Origin of the sequence: Sphingopyxis sp. (genome assembly GCF_035998905.1) — a bacterium.
Classification (GTDB): Bacteria; Pseudomonadota; Alphaproteobacteria; order Sphingomonadales; family Sphingomonadaceae; genus Sphingopyxis.
Window position 1 is genome coordinate 41,223 of record NZ_DASYHG010000025.1, and the last position, 14,129, is coordinate 55,351.

Genomic DNA, 14,129 nt, shown 5'->3' on the forward strand with positions numbered 1-14,129 from the left:
TCATTCATAGAAGCGGGTCTGGGTCGGACCCGGGTAATGGCGAAACCGGAGCATTCCCCAGCGCCATGCGAGATGCGCGAGGAAGCCGCGCGGCTGTGCGCGCTTCCACGGCAGGAAAAGGAGAAGGGCCGCGATAAACGCCCAGCCGACCAGTCCGCCGACGATGACGGCGACGAAGATGGTCGTGACCACCAGCACGAACTCGTCCGATCCGAACCAGAGGATCTGGACCGGCTTGTGCAGATATTGGGGCAGGCGTTCGTCCATCGACCCTTCTCCTCCTGCTTCACAACCCCGTGTCCGCAGACGCCAAACACAGGGTCTTTTCCGGGAGCGTTGTCCTCCCGGTTACCGGATTGCGAGCGAGCGAAGGAACCGAACCGCTCGTCCGCAATCCGATGCCGTCAGATCACCATCCCGAAGGTCTGGAGGATCGAGTCCGCCTTGATCAGGCAGACCGCCGCCACGATCGTCGGAATGCCGATCATGATGTTTGAGAACAGCCGCGACACGCCGAACAGGAAGGCCGCGACGCCGCCGACGAAGCCGAGCGGGCCCTTGACGCCCTGGTTCACGACGATGTCGTAGATGTCGTAGCCGAGGTCGCCCGCGACCGGCGCGGTGAAGGCGTGCGCGCTCGCCGCGATGATCGACAACAGCAGCACGGGAATGCCGATGTTGACGACCGAGAGCGCATTCTTGCGGAGATTTTTGACCATATTACCTGCTTTCTCAAAAGTCGGGCTGTCCGCTGACTTGCCTGCCGGCATCGATGGCAATCGCTGTCGGCCGACGGCAGCGCTGGACGGCCCGATGGGGGCGCCGCCGCCGGCATTCCGGTGCGCTCGGGCGGAGAGCGACGATGCTCCCCGCGTCCGGGCGTCCGCCATGAAGAGAAGGGAGTCAGCGGGGTGCATGGGCGCTCTTCGCTGACGAGAGGAACGTTTCGATCTCGGCCTGCTGAAAGCCGGAGATCAGCTTGCCGCCGGCGATCAGCGTCGGCGTCCCGGTGATCCCGGCCGAACCGACGATCCGCGCATGAGCTTCGACCTTTGCTCGGCCCTCGGTGCATGTTCGCAGCATGGCCGGCGCCGCACCGGTGTAGATGGTCTTGAAAGCCACCGCTTTGTCGGTCGAGCAGAGAATATGCTCCGCCTTCGCGGCTGCCTCCGGGTGGATGCCGCTGACGAAGAAGATCAGGCGGCGGACCGGCTTGCCCTCTGCGGCCTTGGCCGCCCAATAGCGGTCGAGCGCTCGGCAATAAGGACAATCGGGATCGGTGAACTCGATGACTGTCGGCGCGTTTTCGGGACCGACGGTGAAGGCAAGGGCAGTGTCGACTGCCTTCAGCCTTTTTGCAGCTCCGACTTCCTGCGCCAGCGCAGTCAGGTTGACGCCGTTCTTGTCGAAGATCGACGCGAACAGCAGGTGCTCGCTATCGGGCGCGTAGTATATGATGCGGCCGCCGGCGCTCATCTGGTATATCGGCCCACGAACCGGTGACGGCTCGAAATCCTCGAATTGGAGATTGGTGAAGCTTTGGCGCAGATTACGCTCGGCTTCGGCAGCTGCCGCCGCGAGCACAGCTTTGTTATCGATGCTCCGCGCTTGGCTCGGCGGCGTTACAGTTAAAGCGGCTGCGGCAAGCAGGATGTTGGCGCACTGCGATATACCGTTGCGATTCCGAAAGTTGGAGGAGCTACTTAACGAATCTCGGGTCCCACCCCATCCGGACAGATGCTCACAACAACTTGGGTGGTCGCGTGCGGTGCCGCTGACATCGTGGCTGAGCGGCTGTAGCAGGGGGCGGCGCAACTCCTGCCAATTTGATGGCAACGAGTGGGTATTGGTACGATCCCTGAGCATGAGTCCTCCTTGGCGTTGGGCGTCCACTTTGATTGCCTGGACTGGCAACCGGTCGAGCCAATAGGATCGGCTCTTCGTCGGACCTGATGCCGGACGGATGAAGGTTGGATCGGCGCGGAACAAGGCGAGGGGCACGGCCGTGCCCCATCGGGGTATTGTAGTGCTCGCGTTTGGCTAGTTGCTTGAGCTGACGAGCCGGGATTTCCCGGTAATTCCGGACAACCGAACAAGTCGAAGTAACCGTAAGCCAATGGAAAAACCGAATAACTGTTTCAGGTTGAAAGCGTCTTGCGTTGCGGCCGTGCGCCGACAGTCGCACATTTCCGCGAGCTGTGGGTCCAATCGGAGGCGCGAATGTCATTTCCCAAATTCATGGAGAGTTCTGACAACAGGATACTTGATGAACTCAAGGAAATCTCTGGGCGCCGGATCGAGGATGAACGTCGGCGCCGGCGTATGACGCAGCGCCAGTTCGCGCCAAAGGCGAACATCAGCATCCGCTGGCTCCGTGAGATTGAGGCGGGCAATCCGGTAGTCAAATTCGACGACCACCTACGCTGTGCCAGCGCCTTGCAGATGGCACCGACCTATATCTTTATTCCTTTGCTCTATCGATCCTATGGACGCCAGCTTCCGATCAATTTTTCCGTTGCAGATCTCGCCGATATCGAACGGCGATGCCTTGCGATGATCGGTCGACGGATGGCTGAGCTTCGATCATGAGATCGATACAAACTATTCGTTCGAAAACTTCCGTAACGACCCATCATGCGCATGCTCGGGCAGTTCATGGGAACAGTGTGGACGCTCGCGTGTCTGCGGCCCAAATGCGGCCGGTCACCTTCTGGGCGCCGGACCTCCAAAACCAGGCAGAATGCGAGACGTACCAATGCCCAAGGGCGACCCTGTCGACTATACCCGGACCATCCGGCGCCACCAGCTTAAGGAGATGGTGCCGCTCGCGGATAGTACGATCTTCGAGATGGAGCGGCGCGGTGAGTTCCCGCGTCGCTACGCGTTGTCGCCAAGGACGGTGGTCTGGAACCTCGCCGAGGTAGAAGCCTGGCTAGCCGATCGCCGGGCGCGGCCGATCGCACGGGCCCAGCATGTCGATGTGCGCGACAGGCGCACCCGCCCGGTCAAAGGCTAGGATCGAGTTCGAGCAAAGGCAAGTCGGCGGGACGACAACGGGGGCGTAGCGCTGACCCGCGATCCAGGCATCGATGCAATTCGACCATTCCTGCATCATGTGTCGGCGCCGCTGCTCATATTCCGCCTTGTTGTAGACACCGCGCGAGGAGCGGCCGTCTTCATGGGCGAGGCACTTCTCGACCCAGTCGCTATTGAATCCCAGTTCATTCAGGAGGGTTGAACCCGTCCTGCGGAGATCATGTACGGTGAACGCAGCTAGGGGCAGCCCGTCCTTCTCTGCCTGCTCCACCACCGAATATGTAACCCGGTTGAACGTCGCACGCGACATGGGAGCATCCGCATCATAGCGCGACGGGAGCAGATATCTCGAGCTGCCGGCGCAGGTCTTGAGCGCAATCAGGATGTCGAGCATCTGCGTGGAGAGATAGACATTGTGGGGCCTCGACCGCTTCATTCGCTCTGCTGGAATTGACCAGACCGCGTTCTCGAAGTCGACTTCATCCCAGACCGCGTCCTGCAGCTCGCTCTTTCTCACCATCGACTGGAGGAAGAATTTCATGCCGAGCCGGATAGTCGGCAAGGTCGGCACGCGTTCGATAACTTTGAAGAGGACGCGGATCTCGGACGGTGAAAGCGAGCGATCCTTCGGAACAAAAGTAGCGATCGACGCCGGTCCAACCTCATCGGCGGGGTTGGCGACCTTCTCACCGTGAAGTTTCGCGAAGCCGTAAATTTGCTTGACGATGTCGCGCACGTGTATGGCTGTGGCTGGCGCACCCCTATCTACGATCTTGAGGCAGTGCGCGCGAAGGTCACCAGGGGTGATCTCGGTCAGAAGACGATTTTTCCAGAGTGGCAGAAGTTCGCGTTCGAAGATGGAGCGCCGCATGGCTCGCGTGCTGTCCGCCATTGGCGCGGATGTGAGCCACTTCTCACCGAACTGCCCGAAGCTCTTTGCTTCCTTCAGCCGACGCTTTGCCCGCTGCTTCTCGAGTGCCGGAGACTGGCCGCTTTCGATCAGGCGTTTTGCGTCGATACATTTCTCGCGCGCCCGGGCCAACGAAAGGCCCGACGGAGCATATCGGCCGAAGGTGACGGTCTCCCGACGTCCGTTCAGCCGGTAGTCGAGACGGAATGAGATGGCGCCACCACAGGAAACGAGGACGTACATGCCGTCACGGTCCGTCACCTTATAAGGTTTCTCTTTTGGTTTCAAATGTTTGAGCTCGGCATCAGTGAGCATCGCTAGGCCTCCAACAATAAAACACCGTCAGCCCGAAAACGCAGCTCTCCCGCTCGAAAAAGCACCACTTTTCCGACTATTAGAGGAAAAAAAGACCGTCAGGGGCTGTTGTGTCCCTGACGGTATCGACGATTTTCAAAAGTGACAAGAGCAGCAGGCACCGTCAGCGGCGCCGACAAATGGGAAGCCTACCCACCGATAGTCGTCGAATGTTATCGACAACTAAAATAAATTTTATCAATTGGTTACGGGGAGGCGTTGCGAGCTAATCAAGGCGTTTTTGGTGCCCCAAATCATTCCCACTCGATCGTGCCCGGCGGCTTCGACGTATAGTCGTACACCACGCGGTTGATGCCCTGCACCTCGTTGATGATGCGCGTTGCGCAGCGGCTGAGGAAGCTGGCGTCGAACGGGTAGATATCGGCGGTCATGCCGTCGGTCGACGTCACGGCGCGCAGCGCGCAGACATGGTCATAGGTGCGCCCGTCACCCATCACGCCTACCGTCTTGACGGGCAGCAGCACCGCGAAGGCCTGCCAGATTGCGTCGTAAAGCCCCGCATTGCGGATTTCCTCAAGATAGACCGCGTCGGCCTTGCGGAGGATATCGCAGCGGTCCTTGCTGACCTCGCCCGGGATGCGGATCGCGAGGCCGGGGCCGGGGAAGGGGTGGCGGCCGACGAAGATGTCGGGGAGGCCGAGCTCCTTGCCGAGCAGGCGGACCTCGTCCTTGAACAGCTCGCGCAAGGGTTCGACGAGCTTCATGTTCATCCGCTCGGGAAGGCCGCCGACATTGTGGTGGCTCTTGATCGTCACGCTCGGGCCGCCGGTGAAGCTGACGCTCTCGATGACATCGGGGTAGAGCGTGCCCTGCGCGAGGAAATCGGCGCCGCCGATCTTCTTCGCCTCTTCCTCGAAGACGTTGATGAATTCGGCGCCGATGAACTTGCGCTTCTTTTCGGGATCGGTGACGCCGGCGAGGCCGCTCATGAAACGCTCCTCGGCGTCGACGACGACGAGCGGGATATTGTAGTGATCGCGGAACAGGCGCTCGACCTGTTCGCGTTCGTTCATGCGCAGCAGGCCGTGGTCGACGAAGACGCAGGTGAGCTGCTCGCCGATCGCCTCGTGGATCAGCACTGCGGCGACCGCGCTGTCGACGCCGCCCGACAGGCCGCACAGCACGCGCTGGTCGCCGACCTGCGCCCGGATTTCGGCAATCTTGGTGGCGCGGAACTCGGCCATCGTCCAGTCGCCGCTGCAGCCGCAGACGTGGCGGACGAAATTGGCGATCAGTTTGGCGCCGTCGGGGGTGTGGACGACTTCGGGGTGGAACTGGGTGCCATAATAGCGGCGCTCGTCGTCGGCGATCAGCGCGAAGGGGGCGCCGTCGCTGATCGCGACGATGCGAAAGCCCGGGGCGAACTGCGTCACGCGGTCGCCGTGGCTCATCCACACCTGATGGCGCTCGCCGACCTCCCATAGGCCGTCGAACAGCACGCAGGGTTCGGTGACGGTCAGGAAGGCGCGGCCGAATTCGCCGTCGCGCTCGCCATCGGCACCGCCGGGTTCGACCTGTCCGCCGAGCTGCTGGCTCATCACCTGCTGGCCGTAACAGATGCCGAGGATGGGGAGGCCGCTGTCGAACACCGATTGCGGCGCACGCGGGCTGCCGGTCGCGGGGACCGAGGCGGGCGAACCCGACAGGATCACGCCCTTCGGCTGCATCCGTTCGAGCGCGGCTTCGGCGGCGCTGAACGGGACGATCTCGCTATACACGCCGGCTTCGCGGACGCGGCGGGCGATGAGCTGCGTCACCTGCGATCCGAAGTCGATGATCAGGATGGATTCGGGCGGAGCGGAAGAGTCTGGAGTCGGCATGGGTGGCCGATAAGGGCGAAGGCCCATGCTGTCCAGCGGTCGATATCGGCTGCCCGTCGAACGGCGATGGCCCCGACACATTGTTGCGACAATTGCGACATAAGTGAACGCGAGACAAAGCCTTGCGTCAGGAGGCGTTAAGCCCCGTCATGCAAAGAAAAAACCAAGACAGAAAAGAAACAGAGGCTCTCCCCCGATGAATAATGCCCGCCTGCCCCTTTCCGCACGTGCCGCGCTGCTTGCCGCCGGGGCGTCGTTCGCGCTGCCCGCGATGGCGCAGGCGCCGATCGGCCAGCCTGTCGCCGGCGCCGTGGCCGAACAGCCAGCCGAATCCGTCCCTGCCGCGCCCGAAACGGTCGAGGACGCCTATGACGATTATAACGAGGACGAAATCATCGTTACTGCGCCGCGTCTTGCGGGGCAGCTCGACACCGACATCAAGGCCGAGGCCGAACTCGATGAAGCGGCGATCGCAAGCTATGGCGTGTCGAACGTGTCCGAACTGCTCGACGCGCTCGCGCCGCAGACGCGCTCGGGCCGCGGACGCGGTGGCGGCCGGCCGATCATCCTCGTCAACGGCCGCCGCATCGGCGGCTTCGGCGAAGTGCGCAACCTGCCGCCAGAGGCGATCGCGAAGGTCGAGGTTTTCCCCGAAGAGGTCGCACTGCAATATGGCTATTCGGCCGACGAACGCGTCGTCAACATGGTGCTCAAGCCCAATTTCCGGCAGATCGCGGTCGAGGGCGAGGGCGGTATCCCGACGCAGGGCGGCCGCTTCCAGAGCGAGATCGAGCCGAGCTTCCTGATGATCGGCGAAAACGGCCGGCTGAACGTGAACGCGGGCTGGGAACATAAGACGATGCTGCTCGAAAGCGAGCGGAACCTCGTCTACGACGATCCCGCGCAGGCGGCCGAGGCGCCCGCGCGCAGCCTGCTGTCGGCGTCCGACCAATATCTGATCGACGCGACGATCCAGCGCAGCCTGAACAAGGTGACCGACGCGTCGATCAACGTGCGCTTCGACCAGACCGACAGCCTCTCGCTGCTCGGCCCCGGCGTCGGCGGGGTTTCCGATCCGCTGACACGCGACAGCCGCAGCCGCAACCTCACCACCACCGCGAGCGTCAACGGCATGCTCGGCGACTGGCGCTGGTCGGTGTCGGGCAATTATGCCGACGCCGATCAACTGACCTTTACCGACCGTATCAGCGGCGCGCGCGACCGGTTCGACAGCAGCCAGCAGACCTTCGGCGGCAACGCCAATCTGTCGGGCACGGTGACCGAGGGTTGGGCGGGCCCGATCCGCCTGTCGATGACGGGCAGCTATTCGGGGCTGCGTTTCGACAGCCGGTCCGAAAACAGCAATGGCATCGCCACCAGCGACCTCGCGCGCGACCTGCCGGGGGTTTTCGGCTCGCTGACCGTGCCGCTGCTCGACCCCGAATATCAGGTCGGCAACATCGGCCGCGTGTCGCTGACGCTGAGCGGGCAGGTGCAGAATCCCAGCGATTTTTCGGCACTCAAGAGCTGGGGCGCCAACCTCAACTGGGGGGTGACGGACAATCTGTCGCTGATCGCGAGTTTCAACCAGGACGAGGCTGCGCCGGGCATCCAGCAGCTCGGCGCCGCGCCGCTGGTGACCGATGGTGTCACCTATTACGACATCCGGACCGGCCAGACGGTCCAGATCACGACGACGACGGGCGGCAATCCCTTCCTGCTCGCCGAACAGCGCCGCGACCTCAAACTCGGGCTCAACTGGTCGCCGCCGATGGTCGAGGGGCTGAATGTCTCGATCAATTACAATCGCAACAAAAGCTATGACACGGCGAACAGCTTTCCGTTGCTGACGCCCGAGATCGAGGCGGCCTTCCCCGACCGCGTGTTCCGCGATCCGAACGGCGTGCTGCTCGCGATCGACCAGCGGCCGGTCAATTTCGACCGCGCCGAAAATTCGCAGATTCGCTGGGGCCTCAACTTCGGCAAGAGCTTCGGCCAGCAGCAACAGCGCGGTCCTGGCGCGGGCGGCCCCGGCGGCGCGCCCGGCGGCGAAGGCGCGCGCCCGGGCGGCCGTCAGGGTGGCGGCGCCGATCGTCCGCGCGGTAGTGGCGGTGGTCCGCGCATGGGCGGCGGCGGCCGTGGTCCGGGCGGTCCCGGCGGCATGTTCGGCGGGCCGCAGGGCGGGCGCTGGCAGGTCTCGCTCTATCATACGATCAAGCTGACCGACACGGTGCTGATCCGTCCGGGCGTCCCCGAACTCGACCTGCTCAACGGGTCGGCGACGGGCAGCAACGGCGGCAGCAACCGGCATTTGTTCGAGCTCGACGGCGGGCTGTTCAACAAGGGCATGGGCGTCCGGCTCAGCGCCAAATATGACAGCGGCAGCACGGTAACCGGCAGCACGGCGGGCGACCTGAAGTTCGGCGACCTAGCGACCTTCAACCTTCGCTTCTTCGTCGACCTGAACCAGAAGCCGAAGCTGACCGAAAAGCTGCCCTTCCTGAAAGGCTCGCGCGTGCGCCTGTCGATCGACAATGTCTTCGACGCGCAGCGCAAGATCACCAATGCGAACGGCGTCGTGCCGCTCAACTACCAGCCCGGCTATATCGACCCCTTGGGCCGCTATATCGAGCTGGAGTGGCGCAAGACCTTCTAGGCCGCGAGGCCCGCCGCGCCGCGGGGCGCGTCGGGCGCGGGCTCCGACGGGACAAAGGTCAGCGCCTTCGCGAACTGCGCGGTGCAGCTCGACCAGCTATAACGCGCGCCGAGCGCCGCGGCGTCGGCGCGGTCGCACGCCAGCGCTGCGTCGATCGCGCGTCCGAGGTCGTCGTCGAGCGCCCCGGCGCCGTCGGTCACGATGTCGCCGGGACCCGGCACCGGGAAAGCCGCAACCGGGGTTCCGCAACTCAGCGCCTCGATCACGACGAGGCCGAAGGTGTCGGTGCGGCTCGGGAAGACGAAGACATCGGCGCCCGCATAGGCCGCGGCGAGCGTTTCGCCGCCAAGTTTGCCGAGGAACAGCGCCTGGGGATGCTGCGCCTTCAGCTCGGCGAGCGCCGGGCCGTCGCCGATGACGACTTTGGTACCGGGCCGGTCGCATCCGAGGAACGCGCCGATATTCTTCTCGACCGCGACGCGGCCGACATAGAGCTGGATTGGCCGCGGCAGGGCATCATAGGCCGGGTGGGGCGCGCGGTCGGGGCGGAACAACGCGTGGTCGACCCCGCGTTCCCACATCATCGTCTGGCCAAGGCCCTGTTCGGCGAGCTCGCGTGCGAGGCTGCGCGTCGCGACCATGATGTGCCGCGCCGGGCGGTGGAACCAGCGGATGAAGCGCCAGACGACATCGGGCGCGATCGGGAAACGCGCCGCGACATATTCGGGAAAGCGCGTGTGATAGGCGGTGGTGAAGGGAAAACCGTTCTTCAGACACCAGCGCCGCGCCGCGAGTCCGAGCGGACCCTCGGTCGAGATATGGATCGCCTGCGGGGCAAAGGCGCGAATATGCCGCCCGACCTTGCGCCATCCGGCAAAGGCGAGGCGGATTTCGGGATAGGAGGGGCAGGGGATCGAGCGGAACAGGTCGGGCGAGACGACCCCGACGTCATGCCCGCCGGCGCGCAATTCGCCGATCGTCGCCTGCAACGTGCGGACGACGCCGTTGACCTGCGGTTCCCATGCGTCGGTGACGATGAGGATCCTCATGCGGCTGCCGGCAGCGCGAGTTTCGCCGGGGCGCTGCGCGCCGCGACCTCTTCGGCCCAGTGCAATATTTCCATCGTGCCATCGTGATGTTCGACCAGCGCGGTGCAGCCTTCGACCCAGTCGCCGTCGTTATAATATTCGGTGCCCTCGATCTCGCGCATCTCGGCGCTGTGGATATGGCCGCACACGACGCCGTCGACCCCGCGCGAGCGCGCGGCGTGCGCGACGACTTCTTCGTAGCGGCCGATGAACTGGACAGCGTTCTTGACCTTGTGCTTGGCGACCATCGACAGCGACCAATAGGGCAGGCCGAACTTGCTGCGCACCGCGTTGACCACGACGTTGCACTTCATCAGCGCGGTGTAGGCGGCGTCGCCGACGAAGGCGAGCCAGCGGTGCGCGAGCATCACCGCGTCGAACTCGTCGCCATGGACGACGAGCAGTTTGCGGCCGTCGGCGGTCTCGTGGATCGCCTCGCGCCGGATCTCGACCCCGCCGAAATCGAAGCCGTCGAACGGCTTCACCATCTCGTCATGGTTGCCGGGGACGTAGACGACGCGCGTGCCGCGCTTCGCGCGCTTCAGCACGCGCCAGACGACGTCATTGTGCTCGGGGGGCCAGAAATGGCGCTTCTTGAGCCGCCAGCCGTCGATGATGTCGCCGACAAGGTACAGCGTTTCGCAATCGACATGGTCGAAAAAGTCGATCAGCATCGCGGCGTTGCAGCCGCGCGTGCCGAGGTGGATGTCGCTGACCCACACGCTGCGATAGCTCCGCCGCTCGCCGATCAGCCGTTCGGGAACATGCGGATCGGTCGTGAAGGGGTCGGGAAAGCGGGCGGGGATCGGCAGGGTCGAAATCGATGCCATGTCACACTCCGGAAACAGCCTTTAGCTGTCCCCGGCGTAGACACGCGAAATGTTACAGCGTGCGATTCAAAATCGCGACAATATGAAGAAAGTTCGAAGACGCTTTGGTGACGTTGCCTATTTGACACATATCCGGTTAACCATGATCCAATCAGGTTCGCCGGATCACCAAATTCCTGATTTCGCTCATATCTTCGATTGCGAAGCGCACACCCTCGCGGCCGAGGCCCGAATCCTTGACCCCGCCATAGGGCATATTGTCGACGCGATAGGAGGACACGTCGTTGACGACGATGCCGCCGACGTCGAGATGGTCCCACGCGTCGAGCACCTTTTGGATGTCGCTGGTGAACAGCCCGGCCTGCAGTCCGAATTTGCTGTCGTTGACTTCGGCGAGCGCCTCGTCCCAGTTCGCGAATTTCGACAGGATGACGACGGGGCCGAAAGCTTCCTCGCGCACGACGTCGGTGTCGCCGGGGACATTCTCCAGCAACGCGGCTTCGAGCATGTTTCCTTCGCAGCCGCCGCCCGCGAGCAGCGTCGCGCCCGCGGCGACCGCATCGTCGATCCAGCCTTTCAGCCGCTGCGCTTCCTTGACCGAGATCATCGGGCCGATGAACGTATCGCGCAGCTTCGGATCGCCCGATTTCAGCGTCTTGACCTTCGCGGTCAGCATGTCGCGGAAGCGGTCGTAGATATCCTCGTGAATGATCACGCGCTGGACATGGATACAGCTCTGCCCCGACTGGTAATAGCCGCCGAAGATGATCCGCGCGAGCGCATGGTCGAGGTCGGCATCCTTGTCGACGACGACCGCGGCGTTGCCGCCGAGTTCGAGCACGACCTTCTTCTTGCCTGCCTTCGCCTTCAGGTCCCAGCCGACGCCCGGCGAGCCGGTGAAGGAGAGGAGCTTGAGCCGCTCGTCGGTGGTGAACAGGTCGGCGCCCGCGCGCGTCGCGGGCAATATGCTGAACGCGCCCTCGGGCAGGATGTCGCATTCGGCGAGCACTTCGCCCATGATGATCGCGCCGAGGGGTGTCAGCGACGCGGGCTTCATCACGAACGGGCAACCGATCGCGATCGCCGGGGCGATCTTGTGCGCGGCGAGGTTGAGCGGAAAATTGAACGGCGAGATGAAGCTGCACGGCCCGATCGGCACGCGCTTCCACATCCCCATATAGCCCTTGGCGCGTGCCGAAATGTCGAGCGGCTGGACCTCGCCATAATTGCGCACCGCCTCTTCGGCGGCGATGCGGAAGGTGTCGATCAGGCGGCTGACCTCGCCCTCGCTGTCGGCGATCGGCTTGCCCGCCTCGACGCACAGGGCATAGGCCAGCTCGTCGGCGCGCTCCTGGAAGCGCGTCACGCAATGGTTGAGGACGTCGCGCTTCTCGAAGCTCGCGAGCCGCGCCATCGGTTCGGCGGCGCGGACGGCGCCCGCGATCGCCTCGTCGATGATGTCGGGGGTCGCGAGCGCTGTGCGGAATGCGACCTCGCCGGTGAATTTGTCGACCACCTCAAGATCGGTGTTCGGCTGCACCGCCTTGTTGTTGAGGTAGAGCGGGTAGACGTCCTTGAGTTTCATTCAGCTTCTCCCCCCTCCCGCTTGCGGGAGGGGTCGGGGGTGGGCCAGCGGCGGTGAGATTGCCCACCCCGCTGCGGCTAGCGAGCAAGCTCGCAAGTCTCGCTGCCCCTCCCGCAAGCGGGAGGGGAGGGGATCACAATTCCTTCGACAATTTCTTGATGTCGATATTCAGGATCTGGTCATTCTCCGAATAATCGACCGGGCAGTCGATCAGGTGGACCCCCGGCGTGTCGAGGCAATGCGCGAGCAATTCCTTGAGGTGCGCCGCACTTTCGACGCGGTGTCCCTTGGCGCCATAGGCTTCGGCATATTTGACGAAATCGGGGTTGCCATAGGTCAGCCCCCAATCCTTGAAGCCCATGTTCGCCTGTTTCCAGCGGATCATGCCATAGCTGTTGTCGTTGAGGATCAGGACGGTGATGTTGAGACCGAGGCGCACCGCGGTCTCCATCTCCTGGCTGTTCATCATGAAGCCGCCGTCGCCGCAGATCGCCATGACCTTGCGACCCGGATAGACCATCGCCGACATCATCGCCGACGGCAGTCCCGCGCCCATCGTCGCGAGCGCATTGTCGAGCAGCACCGTGTTCGGCTTGCACGCGGTATAACCGCGCGCGAACCAGATCTTGTAGACGCCATTGTCGAGGCAGATGATCCCGTCGTCGGGCATCGCGTCGCGGATCGACTGCACCAGGTGCGGCGGGAAGATCGGAAAGCGCTCGTCCTTCGCGAGCGGCGCCGTATGCTCGACCTCGGCTTTGCGATAGGCGAGCAGGTGATCGAATTTCCATCCGCCGTTGGGGACGATGTCTTCCTTCATCTGCCATACGGCGTTGGCGATATCGCCGATCACTTCGATGTCGGGGAAATAGACGGGGTCGACCTCGGCGGTCTTGGTCGACACATGGATCACGGTCGGGCCCCCGCGCTGCATGAAGAAGGGCGGCTTCTCGATCACGTCGTGGCCGAGGTTGACGATGCAGTCCGACGCCTCGACCGCGCGGTGGACGAAATCGCCCGCCGACAGCGCCGCGCAGCCGAGGAACTTCGGATGGCGCTCGTCGATCACGCCCTTGCCGAGTTGGGTGGTGAGGAAGGGGATGCCGGTCTTCTCGATGAACTGGAGCAGCATCCGGCTGGTCATCGTGCGGTTCGCGCCCGCGCCGATGACGAGGACGGGCGAGGTCGCTTCCTCGAGCGCCTTCACCGCTTCGCGGATCGATTTGACGTCGGCGGTCGGGCGGCGCGAATGGCTGCGCTTGAGCGGCAGGCTGTCGGTATGCTCGTCGGCGATATCCTCGGGCAGTTCGATATGCACCGCGCCGGGCTTTTCCTCCTCGGCGAGGCGGAAGGCTTCGCGCACGCGGCTCGGGATATTGTCCGACGACGCCATCTGGTGCGTATATTTGGTGATCGGCCCCATCATCGCGACGACGTCGAGGATCTGGAAACGTCCCTGTTTCGACTTCTTGATCGGCTTTTGGCCCGTGATCATCATCATCGGCATCCCGCCCAATTGCGCATAGGCCGCCGCCGTCACGAAGTTGGTGGCGCCGGGGCCGAGCGTCGCGAGGCAGACGCCGGTCTTGCCGGTGTGGCGGCCATAGGTCGCGGCCATGAAGCCCGCGCCCTGTTCGTGGCGGGTCAGGATCAGCTTGATCTTCTTCGATCGCGACAGGCTGTCGAGGAAATCGAGATTCTCCTCGCCCGGAACGCCGAAGATATATTCGACGCCTTCTTCTTCGAGACATTCGATGAACAGGTCGGATGCTTTTTTCATGTGTCAGTCGCCCCCTCAGCCACGCACCACTCCGGTGCGGCCCCAAGTC

At 63.5% G+C, this 14,129-nt stretch carries 12 protein-coding genes; 3 read left to right on the forward strand and 9 right to left on the reverse strand.

Going from position 1 to position 14,129, the window contains the following annotated elements; genetic code table 11:
• From VGN62_RS14580 to VGN62_RS14590, 3 genes are all read right to left on the reverse strand, one after another.
• Nucleotides 1–267, reverse strand: a complete 267-nt coding sequence (locus tag VGN62_RS14580; protein WP_054588706.1) for a type IV conjugative transfer system protein TraL — start codon at nt 265–267, stop codon at nt 1–3.
• A 137-nt stretch (nt 268–404) separates the two neighbouring features.
• Nucleotides 405–719, reverse strand: coding sequence for a hypothetical protein (locus VGN62_RS14585; protein ID WP_327455128.1), 315 nt, complete (start codon nt 717–719; stop codon nt 405–407).
• 184 nt (nt 720–903) lie between these two features.
• Entirely contained in the window at nt 904–1,599 is a 696-nt protein-coding gene (locus tag VGN62_RS14590) for a DsbC family protein (RefSeq protein WP_327455601.1), read from the reverse strand.
• Nucleotides 1,600–2,220: 621 nt separating this feature from the next.
• Between VGN62_RS14590 and VGN62_RS14595 the strand changes: the two genes are divergently transcribed.
• Nucleotides 2,221–2,589, forward strand: coding sequence for a helix-turn-helix domain-containing protein (locus VGN62_RS14595; RefSeq protein WP_327455130.1), 369 nt, complete (start codon nt 2,221–2,223; stop codon nt 2,587–2,589).
• A 166-nt stretch (nt 2,590–2,755) separates the two neighbouring features.
• A complete protein-coding gene (locus VGN62_RS14600; RefSeq protein ID WP_327455132.1) occupies nt 2,756–3,016 on the forward strand; it encodes a helix-turn-helix transcriptional regulator in 261 nt (86 codons plus the stop codon).
• Here the strand turns inward: VGN62_RS14600 and VGN62_RS14605 are convergent.
• Together VGN62_RS14605 and guaA are read right to left on the reverse strand one after the other, a co-directional pair.
• Nucleotides 2,933–4,261 carry a tyrosine-type recombinase/integrase gene (locus VGN62_RS14605; protein ID WP_327455134.1) on the reverse strand — a complete coding sequence of 443 codons (1,329 nt, stop codon included), beginning with the start codon at nt 4,259–4,261 and terminating at the stop codon, nt 2,933–2,935. The two genes, VGN62_RS14600 and VGN62_RS14605, sit on opposite strands and share 84 nt — an antisense overlap.
• A gap of 293 nt (nt 4,262–4,554) precedes the next feature.
• On the reverse strand, nt 4,555–6,141 hold the full coding sequence (gene guaA / locus VGN62_RS14610; RefSeq protein ID WP_327455136.1) for a glutamine-hydrolyzing GMP synthase: 1,587 nt from the start codon (nt 6,139–6,141) through the stop codon (nt 4,555–4,557).
• Between the two features lie 196 nt (nt 6,142–6,337).
• Between guaA and VGN62_RS14615 the strand changes: the two genes are divergently transcribed.
• Nucleotides 6,338–8,797 carry an ABC transporter ATP-binding protein gene (locus VGN62_RS14615; RefSeq protein WP_327455138.1) on the forward strand — a complete coding sequence of 820 codons (2,460 nt, stop codon included), beginning with the start codon at nt 6,338–6,340 and terminating at the stop codon, nt 8,795–8,797.
• Here the strand turns inward: VGN62_RS14615 and VGN62_RS14620 are convergent.
• From VGN62_RS14620 to VGN62_RS14635, 4 genes are all read right to left on the reverse strand, one after another.
• Nucleotides 8,794–9,846, reverse strand: coding sequence for a glycosyltransferase family 1 protein (locus VGN62_RS14620; protein WP_327455140.1), 1,053 nt, complete (start codon nt 9,844–9,846; stop codon nt 8,794–8,796). The two genes, VGN62_RS14615 and VGN62_RS14620, sit on opposite strands and share 4 nt — an antisense overlap.
• The gene (locus VGN62_RS14625; RefSeq protein ID WP_327455142.1) at nt 9,843–10,715 is read right to left on the reverse strand and encodes a UDP-2,3-diacylglucosamine diphosphatase; all 873 of its coding nucleotides are present in this window, start codon (nt 10,713–10,715) and stop codon (nt 9,843–9,845) included. Before VGN62_RS14625 ends, VGN62_RS14620 begins: the two co-directional genes overlap by 4 nt.
• A 151-nt stretch (nt 10,716–10,866) precedes the next feature.
• The gene (locus VGN62_RS14630; RefSeq protein ID WP_327455144.1) at nt 10,867–12,300 is read right to left on the reverse strand and encodes an aldehyde dehydrogenase family protein; all 1,434 of its coding nucleotides are present in this window, start codon (nt 12,298–12,300) and stop codon (nt 10,867–10,869) included.
• Nucleotides 12,301–12,433: 133 nt separating this feature from the next.
• Nucleotides 12,434–14,080 (reverse strand): acetolactate synthase large subunit, encoded by a 1,647-nt coding sequence (locus VGN62_RS14635; protein WP_327455146.1) that lies wholly within the window; start codon nt 14,078–14,080, stop codon nt 12,434–12,436.
• Nucleotides 14,081–14,129: the final 49 nt, after the last annotated feature.

Coding starts and splice junctions, on each gene's coding strand:
- VGN62_RS14600 (WP_327455132.1), top strand. CDS start 2,756: ATGCCCAAGGGCGACCCTGTCGACTATACCCGGACCATCCGGCGCCAC.
- VGN62_RS14585 (WP_327455128.1), bottom strand. CDS start 719: ATGGTCAAAAATCTCCGCAAGAATGCGCTCTCGGTCGTCAACATCGGC.
- VGN62_RS14615 (WP_327455138.1), top strand. CDS start 6,338: ATGAATAATGCCCGCCTGCCCCTTTCCGCACGTGCCGCGCTGCTTGCC.
- VGN62_RS14595 (WP_327455130.1), top strand. CDS start 2,221: ATGTCATTTCCCAAATTCATGGAGAGTTCTGACAACAGGATACTTGAT.
- VGN62_RS14580 (WP_054588706.1), bottom strand. CDS start 267: ATGGACGAACGCCTGCCCCAATATCTGCACAAGCCGGTCCAGATCCTC.
- VGN62_RS14630 (WP_327455144.1), bottom strand. CDS start 12,300: ATGAAACTCAAGGACGTCTACCCGCTCTACCTCAACAACAAGGCGGTG.
- VGN62_RS14635 (WP_327455146.1), bottom strand. CDS start 14,080: ATGAAAAAAGCATCCGACCTGTTCATCGAATGTCTCGAAGAAGAAGGC.
- VGN62_RS14625 (WP_327455142.1), bottom strand. CDS start 10,715: ATGGCATCGATTTCGACCCTGCCGATCCCCGCCCGCTTTCCCGACCCC.
- guaA (WP_327455136.1), bottom strand. CDS start 6,141: ATGCCGACTCCAGACTCTTCCGCTCCGCCCGAATCCATCCTGATCATC.
- VGN62_RS14620 (WP_327455140.1), bottom strand. CDS start 9,846: ATGAGGATCCTCATCGTCACCGACGCATGGGAACCGCAGGTCAACGGC.
- VGN62_RS14605 (WP_327455134.1), bottom strand. CDS start 4,261: ATGCTCACTGATGCCGAGCTCAAACATTTGAAACCAAAAGAGAAACCT.